Genomic DNA, 23,196 nt, shown 5'->3' with positions numbered 1-23,196 from the left:
ATCGCCAGGAACGGGTTATTAACCATGCAGATTTTATTTATTCCAGCTGCCAGGCTCCGCCATCAGTTAATGACGCGCTACCGCTCCAGGCGAAAAGATGTAATTCCCGCCGTCCGTCATCCGGATATATCCGGCTGCTGAGGCATGCCTCGCCGTCATTCACAAAGACTTCAACGGATGAGCTGTCAATAAACAGACGCAGCTGTAGATCGCGGCCGGGAATTAACGGCACGCTGCGCGTCCCGCACAAGCCGTGCTGTGGATAGTGGCGCTCCAGCACCAGGCGCTGCATCTGGGCATCAACATACACCCGCAGGCCGTCGCCCAGACTCAGGCCATACTGTTCAGCATTACTGTCGGCGTCGTTCCAGTTAAGCACCACTTCCATCGCACCGGCGTTTTCCGCCACGTTAATCTGCTGATTATTCAGCGTGCTGACCGGCCACGGAAACCAGCCATGACGCAGGCCTTCCACCTCTTTTGCCGGGCGCATCTGTAGACGGTTGTCCGTACTCAGGCTCAGTTCTCGTGGCAGAGACAGCATGCCGGCCCAGCCATCCTGTTGCTCCGGTAGCGGCGTCTCCCACATATCCAGCCAGCCAATCACAATGCGTCGTCTGTCTGGCGTCAGAAAGCTCTGTGGTGCATAAAAGTCGTGACCGTGATCCATTTCGACAAACTCACCGGCGCGGACAAACGGCTGCCCGGGCTGCCAGTTGCCCACCAGATAGCCGCTCTGGAACAGATTGCGATTTTTAAAGCCCTGAGCGGCCATGCCCTGCGGAGAGAACATCAGCACGCGTTTGTCATTCAGGGTGAAGAAATCCGGACACTCCCACATGAAGCCCATCCCGGCTTCTGCTTCATCAAGAACGCCTTCTTCCTGCCACTTGCGCAGGTCTGCTGAGCGATAGAGCCGCACCTGCCCGATCTCGCCCTGGCGTGCGCCGACGATCATGTACCAGCTCTCCCCCTCTCGCCAGACCTTCGGATCGCGAAAGTGATGCACACCCGGCGGCGTATCTACCACAATCCCCTGACGCTTAAAGTGAATGCCATCGCGGCTGGTTGCCAGGCACTGTACCTGGTAGAGGTTCTCCTCATTACTGGCGTCACCGTGAAATTTATGCCCGGTGTAAATTAGCGCCAGCGTGTCGCCGTCCACCACCGCCGAGCCGGAAAAGCAGCCCTCTTTGTCTTCCGGCCCTTCCGGAGCGATCGCCACCGGCAAATGTTCCCAGTGCACCAAATCCTGACTCCGCGCATGCCCCCAGTGCATCGGTCCCCATTGGGTAGAGTACGGATGATGCTGGTAAAAGGCGTGATACCAGCCGTCGAACCACACCAGCCCGTTGGGATCGTTCATCCAGCCCGCCCTGGCGGCAAGATGATAGCGCGGATACCAGCGCAGGTTGAGCGCATCGCGCTTCATTTTAAGTACCTGTTCAGCGTCAGCAATTGAGTAGGTCATAGGTTTCACTCTTTTCATTCAGATAGTGGAAAGTTGTGGTACTTGCGGATCCGCTGAGGCATTGCCGGATCGCAGTAAAAACATAGAGATAAAGGTGATGCAGAACACCAGTATTCCCATAAACAGATAAGATTCGGCGAAGCCATATTTTTCGTAGCAGTAGCCTGCCAGTGGCGACAGCACCGAGGCGATCACTGAACTGGTGCAGGCGAAGCCCACAAGATAGAGCGTGGATGACAGGCGTTTATCGAAATTCAGGCTGTTGTATTTAAAGATCGCCACCAGCAGCACCGGCAGCTCCACGGCGTGCAGCAGTTTGGTCATCGAGATAAGCAGTGGTCCTTCCACCAGCCCGGAGGCGATCATGCGCATCGCCATCACCATGCCGGCGAATATCAGGCCTTTTTTAGCCCCCACGCGATTTACCAGCCAGGGCGCACAAAACATACCGGCGGCTTCAAGGAAAACCTGGAACGAGTTCAGATAGCCATACATCGCATTCCCTTCCTCCGGCGTGGCGAACTGGGATGAGAAATAGACCGGGAATTGCTGATCGTACACGCTGTAAATACAGGTGCCGACGACGAAGAACACTAGCGCCCAGAAGCGCGGCAGAGTCAGTAGACGCAGCGCATCCTCAAGCGTCACCTTGCCGCCCGCCACCGCCTCCTGCATAGCATGGGGCGCAGAAGAGACCCGTAGCCGCGCCAGCAGCACCAGAAACACCAGCCCGGAGCAGCTGGCAACCGCGAAGTTCAGCTTCGGATCGATGTTAAACAGCAACCCGGCGAAAAACGCCGCCACCGCCCAGCCCAGCGATCCCCACATCCGCGCTTTACCAAATTCAAACTGGCTCTGACGCGCCACGCGTTCGGTATAGGACTCCAGCACACCGATACCGCCGTTGAAGGTCAGGCCGATAAAGAGGCCGCCGAAAACGCTGCCGAGCAAAATGTTGATCTTCAGCAGATGCCCGAACAGCAGATAGGCCGGGCCGGAGAGGATGAGCATCGCCGTGAGATACCACAGCAGATGCTTACGCAGGCCGAGTTTGTCCTGAATAAAGCCGTAACAGATCTGCGCGAACAGCGCCGAGACCGAGAGCACTGCAAAAATAATCCCCGAGTCCCCCGCTTTCAGCCCGACTTCCTGATGTAGCCAGATGGAAAGCAGCGAGCCTGAGGAAGACCAGGTGACAAAGAAGAAAAACAGCAGAGCACTGAGTAACGGGTAACTGTGAGAGTGATGGACTTTCATCATGGCGATCTCATGGTAAAGTAATGATCATATGTTAACGTTAACAAAAGCCACGCATCATGTCGTTTTGCTGCGATTTATGATGTTAATCACAAAGGTTAACGTTAACATAATGAAGATGAGATCGGGATCAACATTTCCGGCTAAAAGCCTTCGACACACCGGAAAAGGAATAGCGTATGATCCTTTTACATCAGCAACTTAGTTAGGCTTCCTTTAGCAACGCGGCAGTGATGGAGTAAGACGAATGGCCTCCCTGAAAGATGTGGCAAAACTGGCAAACGTATCACTGATGACTGTCTCCCGGGCGCTGAACAGCCCGGAACGACTGAAACCTGAAACTCTGGCCCGTGTGCAGCAGGCTATCGAGCAGACCAGCTACGTGCCTGATCTGTCCGCGAAGAAGATCCGCGGCGCTCATGACACACCCAATACCATTGGCGTACTGGCTCTGGATACGGTGACCACGCCCTTCTCGGTGGAAATCACCCTCTCTATCGAAGAAACCGCCCGCGCCCACGGCTGGAACAGTTTTGTGGTCAATATGTTTTCTGATGACAGCCCGGAAACCATGGTCGACCTGCTGCTCTCTCACCGCCCGGACGGCATCATCTATACCACCATGGGTCTGCGTCAGGTGCCACTGCCCGCCAAGCTGCTGACGCTGCCCTGTGTGCTGGCGAACTGTGAAAGCCTGCACGAGCCGGTGGCAAGCTATATTCCGGATGATGAACTGGGCCAGTATGCGGCGGTGAAGGCACTGTTCGCCGCAGGCTATCGTCGTCCGCTCTGCCTGCACCTACCGGCAAAGCATCTGGCAACTATCCGTCGCCGGCAGGGGCTGGAGCGCGCGTGCCGCGAAGCAAACATCGATCCGGAAACGTTCGACCAGGTTTATATGGAATATGGTGATAAGCACTATCGCGATATGCCCGGCCTGCTGCTGGCGCATATGCGTCACGGTAAGCCGCTGTTCGACTCCGTGATCTGCGGTAACGACCGCATTGCGTTTATGGTGTACCAGACGCTGCTGGCACAGGGATTACGCATCCCGCAGGACGTCGCGGTGATGGGTTACGATAATATGGTGGGTATCGGCGATCTGTTCGTCCCGCCGCTCTCAACGGTACAGCTGCCGCATTATGAAATTGGCCGGCTGAGCGCGCTGCATATCATTAATCAGGAAACACACAGCGATACCGTTCGCGTGCAAAGCCCGCTGTTGCTGCGCGAGTCGCTGTAAAAGTGCGCTCCCGGAAAACGTGGCCGGAAGCGCGGTAAAGGCAGATTACTCTTTTGCTATCGGCGTGGCGTTCTCTTCGATTTTCGTCTCGCCCTGAATAGCGGCGATTTTCTTCTCAACGGCCGTCACCTGTTCACTGCTGTGCAGCATGGTGTAGGTGAGATCAAACTGCGTGCTGGCACCCGGTTGCAGCTGCTTCACGCGTTTCTGCTCGCGTTCAATAGTGACCGGATAGGCGTAACTGGTGCCCGGTTCGATTCCGGTCACATAGCCCTGCTTAACTGTATCGGTATTTTTCCATAACGTTAGCACCGGCAGCTGGCGGGTGTCGAACTGGATAGATGCACCCTTGTCACCTGCTTTATTCACGACCGCCGCCAGCGTCTGGTGATCTTTACCTGCAAGCGGCTGGAGGTTAAAGACCATCTCATCGAAGCCTTTGGTCGGACCGGCATAGGTCTGCCATGTCTTCAGCCCCTCTTTGGCATAGTCATTAAACGGACTGATGCTCGTCACTGGGGCAAGGAAGCGCGCGCCCTCTTCGAGGATCGGCATCCCGAAGTTGCTATGGTAGATGATCTGGTAATCGTGCGGATAGTCCGCATGGTTGGTCAACACATCATGCAGGCTGAAACTGTTGCTGCCGGGCACATAGCGCAATTCGGTCATCGTCTGCAAATCCGCTTTTTTGAAGGTGCTCTCTTTCACCAGTCCGCGAATGCGGATCTCATGCGGAGCGGCGTCAGCCACCTCGACCTCGACCTGCGAGGCTGGCGTATTCCCGGCTTTACCGTGCAGGGTATAGATTTGCCCGTCAGCGGTCACCGGGTGCCCGGTCCACTCATAGCCACAGCGCACCATCATTTCATTGAAACCTTCCAGCCAGCCCACGCCGTTGCGGCTCTCCAGATTGATAAACGCCGGGTTGACCACCTCTTTCACCGGCGAATCCCAGCCCATTTTTGAGCCGAAACCTTCAATGCGCAGCAGGTTCATGCCGCGCGTCGGGCTCAGCTCAATGGTCAACCCCTTCTGACTGGTGATGACAAGGATTTTACTGCCCTCCTGCTTCCCGCCGTGCAGGACTTTTTGCTCGATGCTGAACGTTTGACCATCAATTTTCAGCTCACTGCTGGAAATCTTCCAGTTTCCTTTATCCATGCCTTGTTCAGCGCTTGTCAGCACCCATGTTTTCGCCGCTGCCTGACCAGAAACCATCACTGCAAGTACCGTTAAAGCCAGTTTGATTTTCATTTTTTTTCCTTTTTGCTGAATCGATTTTTGCTTGACGGATAAAAATCTACTGATTAGCCCGGCAAAGTAATGTGACGGGGTTCACCTGGCGCGAAAAGTCGCTTTTTCAACAGAATGTTTGTGGTAGGGATCGCGTTTATAATGAAAACACCCCGCACTATTGCGTCAAAACTGCGGGGCTATGCACGATTAGCTTTATCGTTTCAGCTACTAAAAAGCCTGAGCAGGCTCCGGCGTGGCACGGAAGGCATTAACGCTTTTATCGAGGATCACCTGCGATTCGCTGCCCGAATCAAGCACCGTATTCTGTGATGCTGCGGGCGCCACCAGCACGGCCGTGACATCGAGTGCCGTTCGGGGATCCGTTGCCAGCAGTGCCCCCACCTGCGTGGTAAAGCACGATGCGGCATCAGCATTCTGCACATCAGCCGCGTCACGGGTAGCGACAATGTGATTACCAGCAACGTAATTCCCCCGGCCTGTGACGACATGGATGATCACTGGCCTGGCACCGGGCGGGGTGATAAACGGCGTATCAGTGGACTCAGAAATATGATTACCGATCACGGAGTTGCTATCACCATTGAGGTGAATAATGCCGAAGGTGTCATCAAGGCCGTTGTCATAGCCCTGCATCGGGGGCCATGGCTCACGATCGCGCAACAGATGATTGGCTGAAATCAGGTTTTCAGTACAATTCTCCCCGAAGATCACCATGCCCGGATAGAAGGAGTGGAAGCGATTGCCGGTAATGCTCGATCGTGCCACGCCCGAGAAATGCACGCTGCTTTTCCCCCGTGGAAAGATATTGTTAGCGGCAATCAGCAACCCGCCAAAGTTCTGCGCATAAATGGTGTAGCCCTTATAGCCGGCACCCATCAGGTTATCGGTAATTTTGGAAGCCTGCCCCGCGCCGCGCAGCTCCACGCAGTTTCCGCACTCGGCAATGAAATTATCATGCACCGACAGCGCATCGGCGTTGTAAATGGTTACGCCATGCTCCAGATAGACGAAGCCCATGCCGGTGATTCTGAACGAGTCCTGCGCGGTGGCAATGTAAATGCCCGTCTTGCCATTCACATAGCTGTTTTCAGGATCGTTATGACCCAGTCCGTCATCGACGAAATGCAGTCCATCAATGCAGAAGCCGGAAAATTCCACCGAACTGACGCGCGGCTCGCCGCTGCGCGCCACGTAGAACGCTGCGCCCCTGTGCTCCTCCTCGCCGTTGCGGGCGGCAATATCCACCAGAATCCGGCTGCCGCCCGGCCAGATTTCATGCCAGTTCGGCCATTCATTCTCCGGCGCGTTGAAGCGGATACTGGACGAGGTAAAGCCATGTCCGGCACCCATGATTTTCAGATAGCTGATGTCGATCACCACCTGGCTGGTGAGGTGGTAATCACCGGGTGGAATAGCGATCACCGCGCCCGGCTTTCCGCCGCTGTTACTGTCGGTTTGCGTTTGCCGGCTTTTGATATCGGCGATGATGCTGTTGATCACCTCACCAATATCGCTATACGGATTGCCGGTGTGCCACTGGGTTACATCGTAATGGTTATTACACGTCATCAGTACATCCTCAGTTAAATGACAGAAAGTTCGCGTTTTGCCAGGTCGACTTTGATTTTTTCAAGAAGCTGATTGTCGAGTTTGAAATAACGCACCATCCAGGCGCTGATGAAATAGCTCACCATCGGCAGTAATGAGAACATGATAATAATGCCCTGGAGAGTTAGCGGATTTTGTTGCGGCTGGTTGGCGACGTAGCCGGTAAAGGAGAGAGTCCAGGCGACAATCGCCCCGGCGACCGCCAGTCCCATTTTCAACATAAACAGATTGCCCGCAAAGGCGATGCCGGTCAGGCGTTTGCCATATTTCCAGTCACCGTAATCATCCACATCGGACATCATTGCCCACAGGATGGGGCCGGACTGGATTAAATGCAGAATATTGATGACGATAAATAGCGTGAGCAGCGGCGTCAGCGATTGTGGATCAACAAACCACAGCGCGAATGACAGAATGCCGAGAATAATATTGATAATGCGGAACAGCTTAATCTTATCGAAGCGGTCAGTCAGCGGTTTGGCAATGACGCTACCAAGCATATTGCAGGCGACGCCAAGCGCCATAAAAAAGGTCACAAATCCTACCGGGGCCTGCATCACATAGGTGGCGTAATAAATGGTCACTGCCCCGCGAATAAATGCCGGAAAGACGTTAAGAAAAGTAATGGAGATCATCAGCAGCCACTGGTCATTTTTGATGATGTCTTTCAGATCCCGCATTAATGAATCATTGGCTCTTACCGATATCACACGCTCTTTAATGCTGGCGAAGCAGAACAAAAACATTAACGTCGCGGCACCGCCCATAATCATCATGGTCAGCTGAAAGCCAGAGGCGCGATCGCCCTTCCCCAGCCACTCCGTCAGCGGCAGAATGGATGAGGAAACAATCAGCGTCGCCAGCCCGTTGAGAAAGAAGCGCCATGACAGACAGCCCAGCCGCTCTTTCTGATTGAGCGTGATCACCCCGGCCACCGAACAGTAAGGAATATTAATGGCGGTATAAATCAGCGACATCACCAGATAGGTTACCCAGGCGTAGATAATTTTGCCGCTCATTGTGAGCTCCGGTGTGGTAAACATGACTACCGCCCCCAGACCAAAAGGCACTGCCATCCACAGCAGCCACGGGCGAAATTTACCCCAGCGGGATTTGGTGCGATCGCATATTGCGCCCATCACCGGATCGCTAAAGGCATCAAATATACGGATCACCAGAAACAGGGTTCCCACCACCCCAGCATCCAGTCCATAGACATCGGTATAAAACCAGGTCAGATAAAGTGCCAGCACGCTCCAGATCATACAGGAGCCGGCATCGCCCATACCGTAGCCCGCCTTTTCTCTCAGGCTAAGCTTTTCATAAGCGCTGTGCTTTTGTGTTGTTGGTACAGACATAATTTAGCCTACCTCTTTTTGCGCAGTCGTGAACGCCGGGCACGGGTCTTCAGACCTGTACCGTGCGGGTTAAATGTCATGGATAAATAATGTCAGGCGTAAATGAATAACCGCATCACAGCGTGGTGATATTAAGCCTGACGCTGCTCTCGCGGATAATTAACCGCGAGACAATTTCGTACATATCGATACTTTCCTGCTGGCTTTTATTTTTCACCATCTGAAATGCCAGGTGCGCAATTTCATTTACTGGCTGCGCGACGCTGGTTATTTTTTGGGTTTGCGCCAGCACCGTATTATCAAAGCTGGCAATGGCGATATCGTCCGGAACAGACAGGCCCTGCGCTTTCAGGCCGTCGATAACGTAGCAGGCGGCAACATCGTTATAAACCAGCAGGCAACTACAGCGGGCCGGGTCTTTTTTCAACTTATCGATGATCACGTCCAGGTTATGAATATGTCCGGAGGTTTTCTCCCCCTCGCCTTTACCGATCCAGAACTGGTGCGCCTGCACCAGCCGCAGCCCATGCCCGGTAATTTTTTTGCTGTAGGCGGAGACTTTGCGATTATCCACACCCTCCTGCGCGATGAAACCAAAGGCGGTATGCCCGGTATGGATAAAATGCTCCGCGATATTCTCCGCACCTCTGGTCTGGTTAATGGAGACAGAATTGAAGAACCTCGACACCTGCGTCACTACCGCCACCGGTATTTTCGTGACGCAAAGCCATTCAGACAACTCCGCCTCCGCTTCGGTAGGCACCCACAGCAGGCTGTCGATCCCCATTCCAATCAGGCTATGAATGATTTGTTTATCCTGTTGCGGCTGATTCTGATGCGTTTTAACGACCACCGATTTGCCGGTATATCTGGCCTCATCTTCAAAAGTGGCCAGTAATTCGCAAAAATGTGGATTCACCAGATTGGGTAAAACCACACCGATCAGGCCAGAACATTTGCCGCTGAGCTGAACAGCGCTTTTCATCGGCACATAGCAGAGGAAATCCATGGCATCCTTTACCGCCTGGCGTGTATCCTGGTTTACCCCCGGATGGTTATTCAGTACGCGCGATACGGTAGCGGTAGATACTCTGGCTTTTTTTGCTACGTCTTTCAGGGATGCCATAAGGAGTTTTTGTGCCTCTGTTTAATTTGCAGTAACTATAGATTGTGACGGAGGTCAAAAATGTAAGCCAGTTCACATGTCATTTCGTTACATCAACGCAGTGTTCTTGCTCTCATTTTTTGTGAATCTTCTTGTACTGGGTAAGGAATACACACGCCATCGTTACCCTCCGAAAGAGAATGCTGGCCAATAAAAGATCTCATAAATTGCCGGGAACGGTGCACAGCAGTTGCAGACTACATAAGGATTCACTAAAGATTGTGGCCCAGTCAGCCGATAAACACAGACTAATACTTCTGACATTGAATCTCGTCATAGATAGTTTCCCGCTCATATCTGCGGGCAAAATGGCACCGTAGAAACTGATGTAGCGTCAGCCACCGCTTATGACTGACACTGATGTAACTGAGGGCGTCTCACCGAAGCATCTTCCAGCTTTATGGGAGCGGCAATTGCGGCGATCGGGAGAGCTGTAACGACTAGTATTAAGCTTGTTCAGTATCATCAGCAAACAACGGATCCGACCATCATGAACACTGTGATCAAACCTACTCTTTCGGCCGTTTGGTCCACGGATGCCCAGGGCATATGCATCGCCAGTCAGGAAAGCCCCGCTGGCCTGCTGCCCGCACTCAAAGGCGTAACGCTAAGTGCATGGCTGAAGTTTGCCCAGGCCGAAGATGATGCGAAGATCGCGCAGCAACTGACTGCGGCGTTGGAATTTGTGACCCCTTTTCATATCGAAGTGCCGATCCATTGTCTGGACGGGACGACGCGGCGTGTGATTGTTTCAGGCCTGCCGGATTGCCAGTCTACTGCTTCTCATCTGCAGTACAGCGGCTTCATTCTTGATGTCACCGGGCAGCGCAAAGCGCTTGAGGAGGCGCTGCGCACGGCGGCGGAATACCGTCTGTTGATTGAAAACAGCACTGACCTGATCGCCCATTGCGACTCGGACGGCAGGTACGTTTCAATCTCGCCGTCTTATAGCAAAATGATCGGCTGGTCAGCCGATGAGATGACAGGTCAGCTGGTGGTGGATTTCCTGCATCCCGACGACCGCGCATCCGCCACGGATGCACTGTTAAACATCTTCAACGGTGGCGTACGGCCGGACGTAGTCGAGGTGCGTAAGCTGCATCGTGACGGCCACTACGTTACGCTTGGCACCAAGGCCTGCAGCGTCAGCGATCCTTCCACAGGCAACAACATCGGTGCAGTGCTGGTTTCGCGCGACATCACTCATGACAAGGAAAAGCTCCGGAAGCTCGAGCAGCTGGCAACCCGCGACACGTTGACCGGATTGCCTAATCGGGCCTGGATAAATGACCAGATCGGCTGCATGCTCGCGCAGGACGAAGATCTGACATATACGACTGTCCTGTTTATCGATCTGAATGGCTTCAAGGCAGTCAATGATTCGATGGGTCACGCGACGGGGGATCTCTTACTGCAGCAGGTTAGCAAACGGCTACAGCGCTGCATGCGCCCGGGCGACTCGGTGGCGCGCATGGGCGGAGACGAGTTTGTGGTAGCAGCGAAATGCAGCAATCGCGAGGCGGCGTCGGCAATCGCCCAGCGCCTTATTGATAGTCTGAAAGAGCCATTTGCTATCAACAGTATGGAGGTAAAGATTGGTGCGGCTATTGGCATCAGCCTTGCACGGTTCGGGACAACATCTGCCAACATGTTATTTGAAAATGCCGATAAAGCGATGTACCAGGCGAAAGCACGACGTGATGGGTCATATCAGTTTTTCGAGCCCGCAACGCTGCCGATACATGATTGATAGCCGGCTTCACTATCTGCCCTTATCCATGATTCATCATGGTGTGCATGATGCCCCTTCGCCCCCCTTCCGTAGAGATCCTCCGCGCATATTCGCCACCGGGCCAACCAAATCTTCATTACACTTAAAAAGAAGCCCGGAACTTTTCAGATAAATCCTACCCCCATAGCTACGCAGTTATAATGGCCAACTGTCTATTAGCTAAAAACCTTCACTATCCTGTTTTTACCCGTTTTAATTTTATTGCGGATATTGAACTTTGCTTTTAGCAGGTAATAGGCGAAATCCTTGTCAAAATCGGTAATATGGAGCCGGTTCTCAAGCGCCAGACGATCTTCAGCCACTCTGCGCCGGGTAAATTTTTTACCGCACAAATCAATGATGCGCACCCCCTCTCTGGAAAGGATAAAGTTGCCTTTATGCGCGTCACCAGAAACGAGTTTATGCTGGTGCAAAAGCGACATATTGCGCTTTACGTCCTGTTTAACGCCATCGGGAACCTCGTCAAACTCGTTCAGCACTTTGCCCGGAATATACTCATTCAGCATGATATAAAGATTGGTACAGTGCCTTCTCTTGCGCTGTGCTAACAGGTAAACATCATTCTGAAAACGCATTCCCTTAGCCCAGAGAACATCGTTTCTTTTAATCAGATTAACGAAATAATCCTTTTTGAAAAAGGACTTATACAACCTTTCCACTCTCTTGCCGTTGGGCTTGAATACTTTCAATATATAGAGTTTTTTATCATGCTCAGTCAATATAACCTTGGTCTTATTCTGACTGCGTAACACCTTGATAACCGGCAGCTGGTACTTAACAAAACTTTCAAAAACCTGACTATAGCGACTCTGACTTTCTTTAAAGTACAGCGTAAAGTCATTATATTTATTTTTATGTAGCATAAATAACCTACAGACCAGGTGGGTAAGGAAAAAACAGAGAGGCAATAAACGCATATTGCCTCATGGATACTGAGTTAATTGTGAGTCTGCTCAACGCCCTTTGCGTTTCTGTCGCGGCGAAATTGCCAAGCCGCAACCAGCGCTAATACCGGCAGAGACATCTCCAGCAGCTCCTCTTGTGACGTCTGCAACGCGACTAGCCATAAGGGCGCATGCCAGCCAAAACTCTCTTTCAGCAAACCCAGCGAGCGGTCAGCAATATTGGTCAGCGGTATCAATATAATAAATGTCATCGTGGTAACGGCATAAGCTTTACGCCGCTTCGCCTGAACCCAGACATTTTTCGCATGCTTTTTAAGCAGGTAAAGGCAGGCTGCAACAATGGGTAACATGATCATAAGGGCTAACAGCTTATCAGACAGAGGCAGGTCCCCGGTCCAGAATCGCAATTTAAGCAGGCTCATGTTATCGATAACTTTGTGTAAATCCGCCTCTCTGGCCAACATGGCAAACAGCGCTAAAATTATTGAGCAACGGGTAAGCAAAGCAATGGGAAGATTAGGCCGAAAGATAAAATACAGCAGCGTAACAGCGTAAAGATATAAAGTTAACGTCTCAACTAGCTGCCCCTCTTCCATTACATGAATGAGGGCTTCCGTGGGTGCCACGCACCATAATACAAAAGTAGCCAGAGAGACAATAAATGCCAGCCTGACCCCAAATAATGGATGATTAAACATGCCTCTTCCCGATCGTTAAAAACCAGCTATTATAGGAAACCTATTTACATAAGTGTTGTTATAACGTGCTTTTAAAATTATAAAAATTCCAGATGTTAATCACGGGTATAAATTAAAATCAACTATAATGTCAATCGCAGTTTGTCAGAGATTTTTAGTACCAGTATTTACTTAAGTCTGCGGGTGGAAGTGGTCGATGCCAGACCATCCCCGGACAAAGGGGACGTTGTAATGAAGTACAGAAAACGCAGCATTTGGGAAATAGCTGACAACTTATCATTAGCTTTCTCGACTTTCAGCTGCGAGATCCAGAGACTCGGGGGTTCACAATAATGACCTCACAGCGAAAAGCGGAAGTCCAGTTATCCTGATGCTTAGACAGCACGCGAAGAGTAACTGTACGTTCCGCTGTATATTTCAAGAAACAAAAGCAATTGACGGACTATCAATCACCGGCATCGGTCAGTGTAGCCCTGACGTGAGGCAGGCTTTGCGGATAATTTTGTTGAATAAACTCAATCATCTTTTCACGGACATAGCAGCGTAAATCCCAGGCTATTGGGGAATTCTGAGCGGTCATCAACAATCTGATAGTCATGGTTTTTTCATTAGTATCGGTAACCTGAAGTACCTGAGTCTGTTGATCCCAGAGTTTTGTTTCACTGAGAACTTTTTCAAAATGCTTGCGGAGGGGATCTAATGGCATTGAATAATCGACGTAAAGGAAAACAGAGCCTAATATTTGTGCGTTATTACGCGTCCAGTTCTGGAAGGCATTCTCTGTAAAGTAGGTAATCGGCAGGACCAGCCGGCGCAGATCCCAGATACGCACAACAACATAAGTCAGGTTTATCTCCTCAATCCAGCCCCATTCCTTTTCAACCACCACAGCATCATCAATTTTTATAGGTTGGGTGAAGGCTATCTGAATGCCAGCAAACAGGTTAACAAGCGACTTCTGAAGGGCAAAACCGATTATTATTCCAGCAACCCCAGCACCGGCCAGGATGGTTGTGCCGAATTTCCGGACACCGGGAAAACTGAGTAGAATCAGAGAAAGACAAAATGTGACGAGTAGTACGATAGCCACCTTTTTTACATACATTATCTGCGTACGAACTTTACGGGCACGAAGATTATTTGAAAGATTAATGTCATAGCGGATAAAAAGCATATCCTGCGCCACATTAGTCAATCGAATCAAAACGGAGCAAATCGACAATATAATGAAGATGTTAACAACGTTGGTAATGAAATAAAGGGAGTGCGGTTGCAGGTTAATATAATTAACCCCGATATTTACCAACAGCAAAGGAATGAAAAGGAACATCGATCCACGAAGATGCTTTTCAAGTGATTTGAATAGCTTGCGGTCACGGTTCTGCCAGTAACGAATGAACATGAGAAATACAAACCTGGCCAAAAACCCTACTAAGAATGAAAGCGTGACGAGCAATAAAGCAGGCACCCATGCAGGCGTACCAGATAACTCATCGAATATCATTAACATTATTTTCCCTTATATTCAGACAACAAATTGAGTTGTCATATCAGTAATGAAAATTCAGTAACCGGGTCTTCCCGGTTATCTGCGGCTCAAAGGGTTAGCACACATAAGCCTGTGAAAAATACGGTTAACAAAGTTTTTAACACACAAAAACCCTGAATTGTAGGGTAGCATAAACTCAACTGCCTGCAGTTTGTGGAGAGCTTCCGGGCTTGATGAGCAAAGGCCTCCTTAGCTGCTATCGCTGGTTAAATCCGGGCATCAAGGCCATATGCGACAGTCGTAGGGAGGTAACCTAAAACGCCAACGTGCGCTTCTGGCACGAAGCGGACCGGCGTCCGGGGCAACTGTCCACTTTGAGCGAGGAGCGGACATAGGGGAAATGAATTTGCAGGCTTTTCAGTTAACTAAAGACAATACCGAAGCGAGCCAGATATCTGACGCGCATCAAAGAGATTTAATGAGGTGAGGATCTTGAAAAAAGATTAATAACCAGAACGCCAGCTACAATCAGGAACATGCCGGCTATCGCCGGGAAATCAAGCTTTTGCCCACTCACCAACCAGCCCAGAAGGCTAATTAATACGATTCCGGCACCTGACCAGATTGCGTACGCAATACCTGTAGGGATGGTCGACAACGTCTGGGCGAGAAGATAGAAAGCAGCACAGTAGCAAACAATCGTTGCTACAGATGGCCACAGGCGTGTAAATCCTTCAGAGTATTTCATCAGGGTTGTACCAATAACTTCAGCTACGATGGCCCCACCAAGCAAAATGTATGTGTTCACAACCTGCCCTCATGTAACAAATGCAAACATTCATTATATCACATAGGGTTAGGTGTGTCTGAAGGCAGCGAATATTACCTGTTTGGGGTGGTATAAACGTACTAAGGCCTTACTTTAGCCATAGCTAGCTTTCGTAAAAGAGCCACGGTGATTCATCAGATATTAAGTACAACAACGTCCGCTCCTGGCACAGTGCGGACAGGCGCTGGTCAACGCGCGCTATGAGCGAATAGCAGAAATTTTTTATACATTAGACATGATATAGAAGTGCCTGGATTACAAAATACTCCGTTCTCCTTAGCCATTGTGCTGCTGTGAAGTGCAATTTCAGAATGCCCTACTGAACACATATAAGGCTTTATCGATATGGCGGTCATGATGGAAGGTCGGCCTGCCGTGCCTCGGCACGCAATACCATCCTGATGCCGATAAAGGAAATTACCATCCCGGTCGCCATCTGCCAGGACAGTGGTTCATTGAACATAGCCCAGGCCCACAGCATTGTGATCGGTGGGCTAAGAAACAGAACGGTGGCAACACGGGTTGCCGAGCTTCGGCGCAGGCAGATCCAATACAGCCCATAACCACCAAAGGTAGGCAGACTTGCCGTCCATAACACGCTGAGAGTAAAGCCCATCGTGGGTATCGGAGCCAGGCTTCCCTGACTGCCCTCAATAACGGCGAAGGCGAAACTCGCGACGAGACACTGAAGCCAGAGATTGGGCAGGATTCCCATTGATTGTGAGGCATTGCTGCGCTTCTGCCATAATGTTGCCACTGCAAGCGACAACATGCCGGCTACAGGCAAGCCGTAGGCCCACAGCGGCGCGTTGCCCAACGCCAGCACGCCATGAGTTACCCATATCACACCGAGAAGTCCGACGAGCAATCCAAGCCAGACCTGGCTCGTTAACCGTTCGCCAAAAAAAGCTGCTGCCAGCAATGCCATTCCCAGCGGCAGCAGGTCTGCGCACAGCGCGGCGAGCCCTGCCGGAACACCAAAAGCGATACCCTGCGTCACTCCTGTCATATAGCCGACCATCGCCAGCAGGCCAATTCCAGCATTTTTTAGCAGGACCCAAAGAGGTGTCTTCAGTAGCGGTCTGTAGACAAAAGGTAACAGGAGAAGTGTTAACACCACAAAGCGCCAGAACACTACCAGTAATGCCGGGGCATACAGGATTGAAAAACGTGCACCGATGAATCCCGAACTCCAGGATAATAATAACCCTGCTTCAAGCAAAGGCAGCGGGACGGCATAAAGCCAATGACGGCGCAGGGATTTTTCTTTTAGAAGTCGGCTGAATTTGCTCATTTCCAAAGGCTACGGAATAGGTGTAGTCTGGTAAATCAAAATTATATGCAGCAGTAGTTTAATAGGATTAAATCATGATCGGCATTCTTCATATTGACCTGCTACGCACCTTTCATGCAGTGGTCCGAATTGGAAAGTTTCGCGCGGCAGCCGATCATCTTCACAAAAGCCCTGCGGCAGTTAGCATCCATATTCAGCGTCTGGAGGCAGTAGCAGGTGGTCAGCTGCTGCATCGCGATAATCAGTCCGTCACCCTTACGATGTTGGGTAAACGCCTCCTGGACTCTACCGCTGAACTATTACGCATACACGATCGGATATTGGCTGACCTTTATGGCACTAACCTCGCCGGGCGTATCACATTGGGCGTCCCTGACGAATATGCTACTCAAGTCATCAGAGAGATACTGCCGACATTTACCTCGGCCTGGCCAAACGTTGTACTTGAGCTCAAAATGGGACCAAGTTATGTACTGAGAGAGTGGATCCAGCGCGGTAAATTAGATACGGCCGTTGTCGTTCAGCCCCAGGAAGAAATCAGCCCGGATACGCAGGTGTTAATGACGACCACACCAGTGTGGGTTGGTCCATTGAACACAGACGTGGCGCTCAACGATCCATTGCCTCTTGCCGTTTACGCAGCACCCTGCGTTTACCGCGAGGCCATAACCGAATCACTTAAAGCGTCAGGCAGGCGTTCGCGCATCGTCCTTGAAAGTCACTCCAGTCAGGCAGTTAAAGCGTGTGTCGAGGCAGGGTTGGCCGTTAGCCTGATTGATCGTGCAAAGGTCTCAGGGCGCATGCAGATCATCGAGGGGATGCCTGTCATTTCAGACCATAGCATTATATTCATACGCAGCGCCGCATCTCATGGGGATGAAGCCGTAGAACTTCTGGCGCGTGCCATGCAGCAGACATTTCGACTGTAAGTGGAGGCGGCTTACAGCCAAAATTCCTTAATAAAAATGCAAGGCTATGTTCAAACTGTCTGACGGCGTTGCAACTGATACATGATGTCCGCTCCTGGCACAGAGCGGACCGTCATATCTGTTTAGGAAACAGGCGTTACGTAGGATATTTTCCCTTTTCCAGGCGGACTCCTTGTTAATCTGAAGCCCATCCGTGTGCTGTTTAAGCTTATCTGGCAATCAGATATGGGGCATACCATTCATGCGATAAGCCCCGTTGTCCGCTTATGGCTTAACTACGAATAAACTCAAGAATATCGTTATTAATAACGTCGGCGTGCGTCGTCGGCATACCGTGCGGGTAGCCGGGATAAATCTTCATTTTGTTGTTGGGGAGAAGTTTTTCCTGTAATAGCGCCGCCGTTTTGTAAGGTACAACCTGGTCGTCGTCGCCGTGCAGGATGAGCGTCGGCACGGTAATTGCCTTGAGATCTTCAGTTTGATCGGTTTGAGAAAAGGCTTTGATGCCCTCATAGTGCGCTTTGGCGCTTCCCGTCATGCCCTGCCGCCACCAGTTTTCAATGATGCCTTGTGAGGCCTCGGTGCCTGGACGGTTATAGCCGTAAAAAGGGCCGGATGCGACATCGAGGAAAAACTGCGCCCGGTTGGCGGCAAGCGCCTGGCGGAAGCCATCAAACACCTCAAGCGGCGTGCCGTCAGGATTATTTTCCGTTTTTACCATCAGCGGCGGCACCGCGCTTATCAGCACTGCTTTCGCCACTCGCCCCTGCGGCTGACCATACTTCGCCACATAACGTGCAACCTGCCCGCCGCCGGTGGAGTGTCCGATATGCACCGCATTTTTCAGATCCAGATGTTCTGCCACGGCGGAGGCGTCCGCCGCATAATGATCCATGTCGTGCCCTTCGCTGACCTGGCTTGAACGGCCATGCCCACGTCGGTCAGAAGCGATCACGCGAAAGCCTTTCGACAGGAAAAACAGCATTTGCGTATCCCAGTCGTCGGCGCTTAATGGCCATCCGTGGTGAAAGAAGATCGGCTGTGCGTCCTTAGGGCCCCAATCTTTAAAGAAGATGCTGACATTATCTTTCGTGGTGACAAATGACATGATCTAACCCCCTGGGTGGGAAGGATGGAGTAACGCTGGATATTCCACGGCTGTGGAAGGCTGGCTCAGAGCAGTAAAGCGATTGGTAAACACAGTTTCAAAGCGTAGTTAAGAACAATTCGCTTTGCCTTCGCGCGGCGGACATTTTTGCCGTTCTGCTTTCGGGGCTAAAGGATAGCGCCCTGAAAGCACCATTTCAGCGCCAGGGTTTGACACCGGGACAATACGATGGCGCCACGCTATGTGGTCAGGGCGATGAACAAAATAGGCATCATGCAGGGTAACAGACCCTCTTCTCAGCCTTGGTGACGGGCATTTTATCTCCGTGGTTAAGGCTCCGTTTACAGAACGTCCTCTTGATGGCGTTCCAGTTTGACTCTGCTAAGTTTATACGTACGTTTGTACATATAAGGGGAGTAAAAATGAACGCCCGGATCATCAGCAAGCTTGAAAAACATATTGAGGGACACATCCATTCAGGGCGGGAAGCCGGACAAAAACTGCGGACCGGCCTGTGGAACGGTATTGATGAGGTAAACGCTGCCCTCTCCGTCTGCTGTACCGGTCTATCTGACTTACAGAATGCGATTCGCATCGCGGCTGAATATGATATGCCCGTCTCCGTGCTGGGCGGCGGCCATGACTGGTACAGGCGATCCGTTTCTCAGGAAGGAATTACTCTCGATCTCCGCGCAATGCGCCAGGTTTCGGTCAGCCGTGAAAATTCAGCGCTAACTGCTGCGGGTGGCGCAATTGTCAAAAATGCCATCGACGTTCTGCCGGAAGGCTATGCGCTGGTTACCGGAGTGCATACTCAGGTCGGCCTGGCCGGTCTGGCACTGGGCGGAGGGTACGGAAAGCTCAACGCCCGGTTTGGGCTGGTTGCCGATAACCTCAGGAAAGCGCAAGTGGTGCTGGCGGATGGCTCTCTCGCCACCGTCAGCGAAAAAGAGAATCCGGATTTATTCTGGGCACTAAAGGGCGCCGGTAAAAACTTCGGTGTACTGGCATCGGCAGAGTTTGCCATTCACAGATTATCTCCGGTGCTGAGCGCCACCCTGTTTATTAAACCTGAATACGCACAGAAGGGGCTACGGAACCTGCAGGAAATCCTGGATGAGGCTGGCGACAGGCTGAGTGTTTTCTCGACCTTCTCCGCGCTTCCCGGTAAAGGAAGAGGACTGATCCTCGAACCGCTGTGGACCGGAGATGAAGCCGCAGGGGAAGAGTATATCCGGCAACTATCATCCCTGCCGGGTGCTAGCGTGGTTAAAAAGAGCTGGTCTGAATACAGAGACATTTACGACGACGCTTCCGATCGGTCTGCCTGGCCCAAAGGCCGGGGCTATCAGATGGATGCTTTTAACCTTAACCGTCTGGACGAAGAGACCGCCGGGGCAGTCATTGACTGCTGTCTGCGTATGCCCTCCGGGCAAAACTGTATCATGCTGCACGACTTTCGCGGCAGGGCTGCACGCGTTGCCTCAGACGCAACCGCTTTCTCTCATCGCCGCGATCACTACAACATGCAGATTGTGGCAGGCTGGCAAACGGATGCAGAAAAAACGCAGGGTAATCAGTGGATTTCGGAAATTCAGAACATAATAGCGCCTTTCAGCGATGGCAGCGCCTATCCCGCCGTGACGGGATCTGATGGTCAGGAACGGGCCCGGAAATTTTATGGAGAGTCGCTGAATAAACTGCGGGTCATGAAAAAGCGGTTTGATGCAGGAAACCGCTTTAACGCCCCGTATGGACTATTTTAACAACATTGGCTTACCTGGCGGCAACGCCTTAAGCCCTTAGGTGTGATAACGTCGCCCTGGAGCGGCGTTCGACATTCAACCTGTGGTCAGTTCATGACTTTCAGATAAGAGATCGTGGATTTCCTGGGGCGATAACGGACCAGAGAGAACAATGCTGATCCAGTGCGCTTTATTCATATGGTAGGCGGGTAAAATGCCCTCTTTTTTCCTCAGGGAACCGATATGTTCTGGCCTGACCTTGACCTCCAGCACGTCCACAACATCTTCTGTCCTGAGGCCCAGCTTTGTACCGGGCACGTTCATAACTACGGCAAACCATTTTTCTCCGTCGTTATGCCGCAGAACAGCATAGCCGGGAAGTTTGCTCCATAAATACTCTGGCTCTGCTTTGTAGTGCTCACGGGCATATTTGAACAGCGTTTCTCGTTTCATTGTCTCTCCTGAGTTGATTTTTTTAAATGAGGGTCAGGGATGCTGTTGTGAGGCCTGAGCATTAGCGGGGATATCGGTGAGGGATATGCGCCGCAGAAGCGCAATGATTTCGTCCTGTGGCAGGCCGCCGTCAGGATTGAGAAAGTTCTGTAGCAAAACCCCTTCAATGCAGACGTCAAATGCGCGGGCCGCAGCCGGTGAAAAAAAACGCTCAAGGCACTGTCTGGTTGAACTGGACCAGTCTGTCAATATCTGGCGGCAGGCCGGCTCGCGGGTCGCCAGAGAGTAAAACTCATAGAGTACAGCCATGTTCTGACTGTTCACCCACTCTCTGTCAGTCATGATGGAGGCAAAAATTTCGATCGCATCCTCAGGCGTCTCCGCTTTTTCCATCCTGGTTTTAATAAAATCAGCGCCATCCTGTGCAAAGCGGCTGAAAACCATGAACAGCAGTTCGTCCATACTTTTAAAATGGTAGGTCATTGATCCCAGAGGCACGCCGGCGAGCGCAGCAATGCGGCGGTGCGTAACCCCTGCAACACCGAACTCGGCAACCGTCTCAAAAGCTTTATCGAGAATTTTCTCTTTGCGTGCAGGATCGTAGCGACGAGTCCTTTTCACGTTTTCCTCAGCTTCGCCAGCCATTCCCCCTCCTTATAAGTACATCTGTACATATAGTAGTTGCATGCTCTGATAAATCAATACCTGGCAGAGGCGGCTGTTATGGCACATTCACAGCGTGCACGACGCCAGCCCCGGCGGGACGACGGTTGGCGATTCCAGTGTCTGAAGCAGCGCTTAAAGAATTAAGTGAATTACGGCAGGAACGTAATGAAGAGCAACATTAAGAGCCGGAGAAAGACGCATAAAGAATCCGGAAACAGGAAGGTCTCCGGAATGCTGAACAGCCGCAGGATTGTTTACCGGCCCTTAGCCGGGCGTATTACTCCTGCGGCCTGGATTTAGCTGTAATGAAATCAGCCCTCTTCCTGACTCTTTTTCTGACTCAGTCCATATTCGCGCAGCTTGTTCGCAATGGCCGTATGGGAAACACCAAGGCGCTTCGCCAGTTTGCGGGTGCTGGGGTAGGAAAGGTAGAGACGGGTCAGGACAGAGCGCTCGAAGCGGCTGGTGATTTCATCCAGTGAGCCTTCTATCGCATCCTCGCCCAGCGGCAGCTCCATCGTGAATTCCGGCAGGATCACATCCTGGGGACGCAGTTCATGCCCCTCCAGCTGCGTCAGCGCACGATAGAGCGCATTTTTTAGCTGGCGAACGTTGCCGGGCCAGGTATAGCGCATCAGAAACGCATTCAGCTGCGGCGAAAGCTTTGGCCTCGCCACGCCCTGCTCATCCGCAAAGCGCGCCACGAACATCTCGGTGAGCGGCAGAATATCCTGAGGACGATCGCGCAGCGGCGGCAAATTCAGGGTCAGAACGTTGAGACGGTAAAAGAGATCTTCACGGAATTCGCCGCGATGCACCATTTCCGTCAGGTTTTTCTGCGTGGCGCAAATTACCCGTACATCAACATGCACCTCGTGCTCTTCGCCGACCCGACGGAAAGTGCCGTCGTTAAGAAAGCGCAGCAGCTTGGTCTGCATCCTCGGCGACATTTCACCAATTTCATCCAGCAGCACCGAGCCGCCGTTGGCCTGCTCAAAAAAGCCTTTTTTGCCCTCAAGCGCATTAGGATACGCGCCGGCGGCATGGCCAAACAGCTCGCTTTCCGCCACGTCGTCCGGCAGCGAGGCGCAGTTCAGCGCCAGGAAAGGCTTCTGCCCGCGCGCGCTGCGCAAATGACAGGCGCGGGCCAGCATATCTTTGCCCGTTCCCGTATCGCCCACGATTAACAGCGGCGCATCGAGCATCGCCAGCTTGCGCGCCTGATCGATCACCTGCCGCATTTTGGGCGTCACCGCCACAATATGCTGAAATTCGCTGTCATCATTTACCGCCAGGTTCTGTAGCTGCTGCCCCATACGCGCGGTCGACTTCAGCATCACCACTGCGCCAACGGGCACCTCAGGCTGTTGCTCCACGCTGGAGGCGTATATCGGCGTGACTTCCATCAGGAAATCCCGGCTCTGAATAACGACATGATGCGCCTGCGGTTCGATCTGTTCGCTCTCCAGCCAGCGCTGAAAGTTAAAGCCGCTAATCAGCGCTCCGGCGCCATAATTCCGCATTTTCTCTTCATTAAGGGAAAACAGCGCCTGCGCCGCCGGGTTAGCCAGCTCGACCTTACTTTTCAGGTCAATCGAAAATACCGGCTCCGGCAGCGCCACCAGCAGGGCGCTCAGCGCCCGGTGCTCGCGCTCGGAGGGTAAAAAGGAGACGGTTCTGACGTCTGTAACGCTGGGAATACGACGGATTTCCGCCATCAGCTGGCTGAACTGTTGAAATTCAACCGGCGAGAAATTCAGGTAGATGCGGCCGATCGGGGCAATCTCGATACCGCGGAGATCGATGTTCCGTTCCACCAATAAATCAAGCAGTTCGCGGGTAAGACCGAGTCGGTCCTGGCAGAATACTTCCAGACGCATGCGTGGCAACCTTCTTCAATAACTGGCGTCCGCTGATGATACTCTATCA

The 23,196-nt window shown here is 51.9% G+C and carries 19 protein-coding genes and 1 pseudogene; 4 read left to right on the top strand and 16 right to left on the bottom strand.

The genetic code is table 11. The features are described 5' to 3' along the window. Nucleotides 1-37: 37 nt before the first annotated feature. The 3 genes and pseudogenes from AAH446_RS01455 to AAH446_RS01445 form a co-directional block, all read right to left on the bottom strand. Nucleotides 38-1,471 carry a glycoside hydrolase family 32 protein gene (locus AAH446_RS01455; RefSeq protein ID WP_342904951.1) on the bottom strand — a complete coding sequence of 478 codons (1,434 nt, stop codon included), beginning with the start codon at nucleotides 1,469-1,471 and terminating at the stop codon, nucleotides 38-40. 18 nt (nucleotides 1,472-1,489) lie between these two features. Next, nucleotides 1,490-2,731, bottom strand: a complete 1,242-nt coding sequence (locus AAH446_RS01450; protein ID WP_342904950.1) for an MFS transporter — start codon at nucleotides 2,729-2,731, stop codon at nucleotides 1,490-1,492. A 57-nt stretch (nucleotides 2,732-2,788) separates the two neighbouring features. After that, nucleotides 2,789-2,890 (bottom strand): annotated as a pseudogene (locus AAH446_RS01445) (hypothetical protein); the annotation flags it as partial. A gap of 85 nt (nucleotides 2,891-2,975) precedes the next feature. Between AAH446_RS01445 and AAH446_RS01440 the strand changes: the two are divergent. Next, on the top strand, nucleotides 2,976-3,971 hold the full coding sequence (locus AAH446_RS01440) for a LacI family DNA-binding transcriptional regulator (protein WP_342904949.1): 996 nt from the start codon (nucleotides 2,976-2,978) through the stop codon (nucleotides 3,969-3,971). A 45-nt stretch (nucleotides 3,972-4,016) separates the two neighbouring features. Here the strand turns inward: AAH446_RS01440 and AAH446_RS01435 are convergent, their stop codons facing one another. The 4 genes from AAH446_RS01435 to AAH446_RS01420 all read right to left on the bottom strand — a co-directional run bounded on the left by AAH446_RS01435 (nucleotide 4,017) and on the right by AAH446_RS01420 (nucleotide 9,320). Next, nucleotides 4,017-5,225 (bottom strand): aldose 1-epimerase family protein, encoded by a 1,209-nt coding sequence (locus AAH446_RS01435; RefSeq protein WP_342904948.1) that lies wholly within the window; start codon nucleotides 5,223-5,225, stop codon nucleotides 4,017-4,019. A gap of 210 nt (nucleotides 5,226-5,435) precedes the next feature. Continuing rightward, on the bottom strand, nucleotides 5,436-6,797 hold the full coding sequence (locus AAH446_RS01430; RefSeq protein ID WP_342904947.1) for a NosD domain-containing protein: 1,362 nt from the start codon (nucleotides 6,795-6,797) through the stop codon (nucleotides 5,436-5,438). Nucleotides 6,798-6,811: 14 nt separating this feature from the next. Continuing rightward, nucleotides 6,812-8,194, bottom strand: coding sequence for an MFS transporter (locus AAH446_RS01425; RefSeq protein ID WP_342904946.1), 1,383 nt, complete (start codon nucleotides 8,192-8,194; stop codon nucleotides 6,812-6,814). A gap of 115 nt (nucleotides 8,195-8,309) precedes the next feature. Further along, on the bottom strand, nucleotides 8,310-9,320 hold the full coding sequence (locus AAH446_RS01420; protein ID WP_342904945.1) for a LacI family DNA-binding transcriptional regulator: 1,011 nt from the start codon (nucleotides 9,318-9,320) through the stop codon (nucleotides 8,310-8,312). Nucleotides 9,321-9,849: 529 nt separating this feature from the next. On the opposite strand from AAH446_RS01420, the gene AAH446_RS01415 reads away from it, so the two are divergent. Beyond that, complete coding sequence (locus AAH446_RS01415) at nucleotides 9,850-11,109, top strand: diguanylate cyclase domain-containing protein (RefSeq protein ID WP_342904944.1); 1,260 nt, start codon at nucleotides 9,850-9,852, stop codon at nucleotides 11,107-11,109. 197 nt (nucleotides 11,110-11,306) lie between these two features. Here the strand turns inward: AAH446_RS01415 and AAH446_RS01410 are convergent, their stop codons facing one another. From AAH446_RS01410 to AAH446_RS01390, 5 genes are all read right to left on the bottom strand, one after another. Beyond that, nucleotides 11,307-12,068 (bottom strand): lipopolysaccharide core heptose(II) kinase RfaY, encoded by a 762-nt coding sequence (locus AAH446_RS01410; protein ID WP_342904943.1) that lies wholly within the window; start codon nucleotides 12,066-12,068, stop codon nucleotides 11,307-11,309. 20 nt (nucleotides 12,069-12,088) lie between these two features. Further along, complete coding sequence (locus AAH446_RS01405) at nucleotides 12,089-12,754, bottom strand: hypothetical protein (protein WP_342904942.1); 666 nt, start codon at nucleotides 12,752-12,754, stop codon at nucleotides 12,089-12,091. Nucleotides 12,755-13,199: 445 nt separating this feature from the next. Next, a complete protein-coding gene (locus AAH446_RS01400; protein WP_342904941.1) occupies nucleotides 13,200-14,264 on the bottom strand; it encodes a mechanosensitive ion channel family protein in 1,065 nt (354 codons plus the stop codon). A 454-nt stretch (nucleotides 14,265-14,718) separates the two neighbouring features. Then, nucleotides 14,719-15,051, bottom strand: coding sequence for an EmrE family multidrug efflux SMR transporter (locus tag AAH446_RS01395; protein WP_342904940.1), 333 nt, complete (start codon nucleotides 15,049-15,051; stop codon nucleotides 14,719-14,721). 373 nt (nucleotides 15,052-15,424) lie between these two features. Beyond that, nucleotides 15,425-16,366: a DMT family transporter gene (locus tag AAH446_RS01390; protein ID WP_342904939.1), complete on the bottom strand. Its 942-nt coding sequence runs from the start codon at nucleotides 16,364-16,366 to the stop codon at nucleotides 15,425-15,427. Between the two features lie 74 nt (nucleotides 16,367-16,440). Between AAH446_RS01390 and AAH446_RS01385 the strand changes: the two genes are divergently transcribed. After that, complete coding sequence (locus AAH446_RS01385) at nucleotides 16,441-17,295, top strand: LysR family transcriptional regulator (RefSeq protein ID WP_342904938.1); 855 nt, start codon at nucleotides 16,441-16,443, stop codon at nucleotides 17,293-17,295. Nucleotides 17,296-17,566: 271 nt separating this feature from the next. Here AAH446_RS01385 and AAH446_RS01380 read toward each other — a convergent pair whose 3' ends face one another. After that, nucleotides 17,567-18,403 carry an alpha/beta fold hydrolase gene (locus AAH446_RS01380; RefSeq protein ID WP_342904937.1) on the bottom strand — a complete coding sequence of 279 codons (837 nt, stop codon included), beginning with the start codon at nucleotides 18,401-18,403 and terminating at the stop codon, nucleotides 17,567-17,569. Between the two features lie 422 nt (nucleotides 18,404-18,825). Between AAH446_RS01380 and AAH446_RS01375 the strand changes: the two genes are divergently transcribed. Beyond that, nucleotides 18,826-20,169 carry an FAD-binding oxidoreductase gene (locus tag AAH446_RS01375; RefSeq protein WP_342904936.1) on the top strand — a complete coding sequence of 448 codons (1,344 nt, stop codon included), beginning with the start codon at nucleotides 18,826-18,828 and terminating at the stop codon, nucleotides 20,167-20,169. A gap of 75 nt (nucleotides 20,170-20,244) precedes the next feature. Here the strand turns inward: AAH446_RS01375 and AAH446_RS01370 are convergent, their stop codons facing one another. The 3 genes from AAH446_RS01370 to tyrR form a co-directional block, all read right to left on the bottom strand. Further along, nucleotides 20,245-20,601 carry an MmcQ/YjbR family DNA-binding protein gene (locus AAH446_RS01370; protein ID WP_342904935.1) on the bottom strand — a complete coding sequence of 119 codons (357 nt, stop codon included), beginning with the start codon at nucleotides 20,599-20,601 and terminating at the stop codon, nucleotides 20,245-20,247. A 33-nt stretch (nucleotides 20,602-20,634) separates the two neighbouring features. Then, complete coding sequence (locus AAH446_RS01365; protein ID WP_342904934.1) at nucleotides 20,635-21,246, bottom strand: TetR/AcrR family transcriptional regulator; 612 nt, start codon at nucleotides 21,244-21,246, stop codon at nucleotides 20,635-20,637. Nucleotides 21,247-21,578: 332 nt separating this feature from the next. Next, nucleotides 21,579-23,147, bottom strand: a complete 1,569-nt coding sequence (tyrR, locus tag AAH446_RS01360) for a transcriptional regulator TyrR (protein ID WP_342904933.1) — start codon at nucleotides 23,145-23,147, stop codon at nucleotides 21,579-21,581. Nucleotides 23,148-23,196: the final 49 nt, after the last annotated feature.

Origin of the sequence: Erwinia psychrophila, from assembly GCF_039023475.1 — a bacterium.
GTDB lineage: Bacteria > Pseudomonadota > Gammaproteobacteria > Enterobacterales > Enterobacteriaceae > Erwinia.
This window is presented reverse-complemented; position numbering and strand designations above follow the sequence as displayed.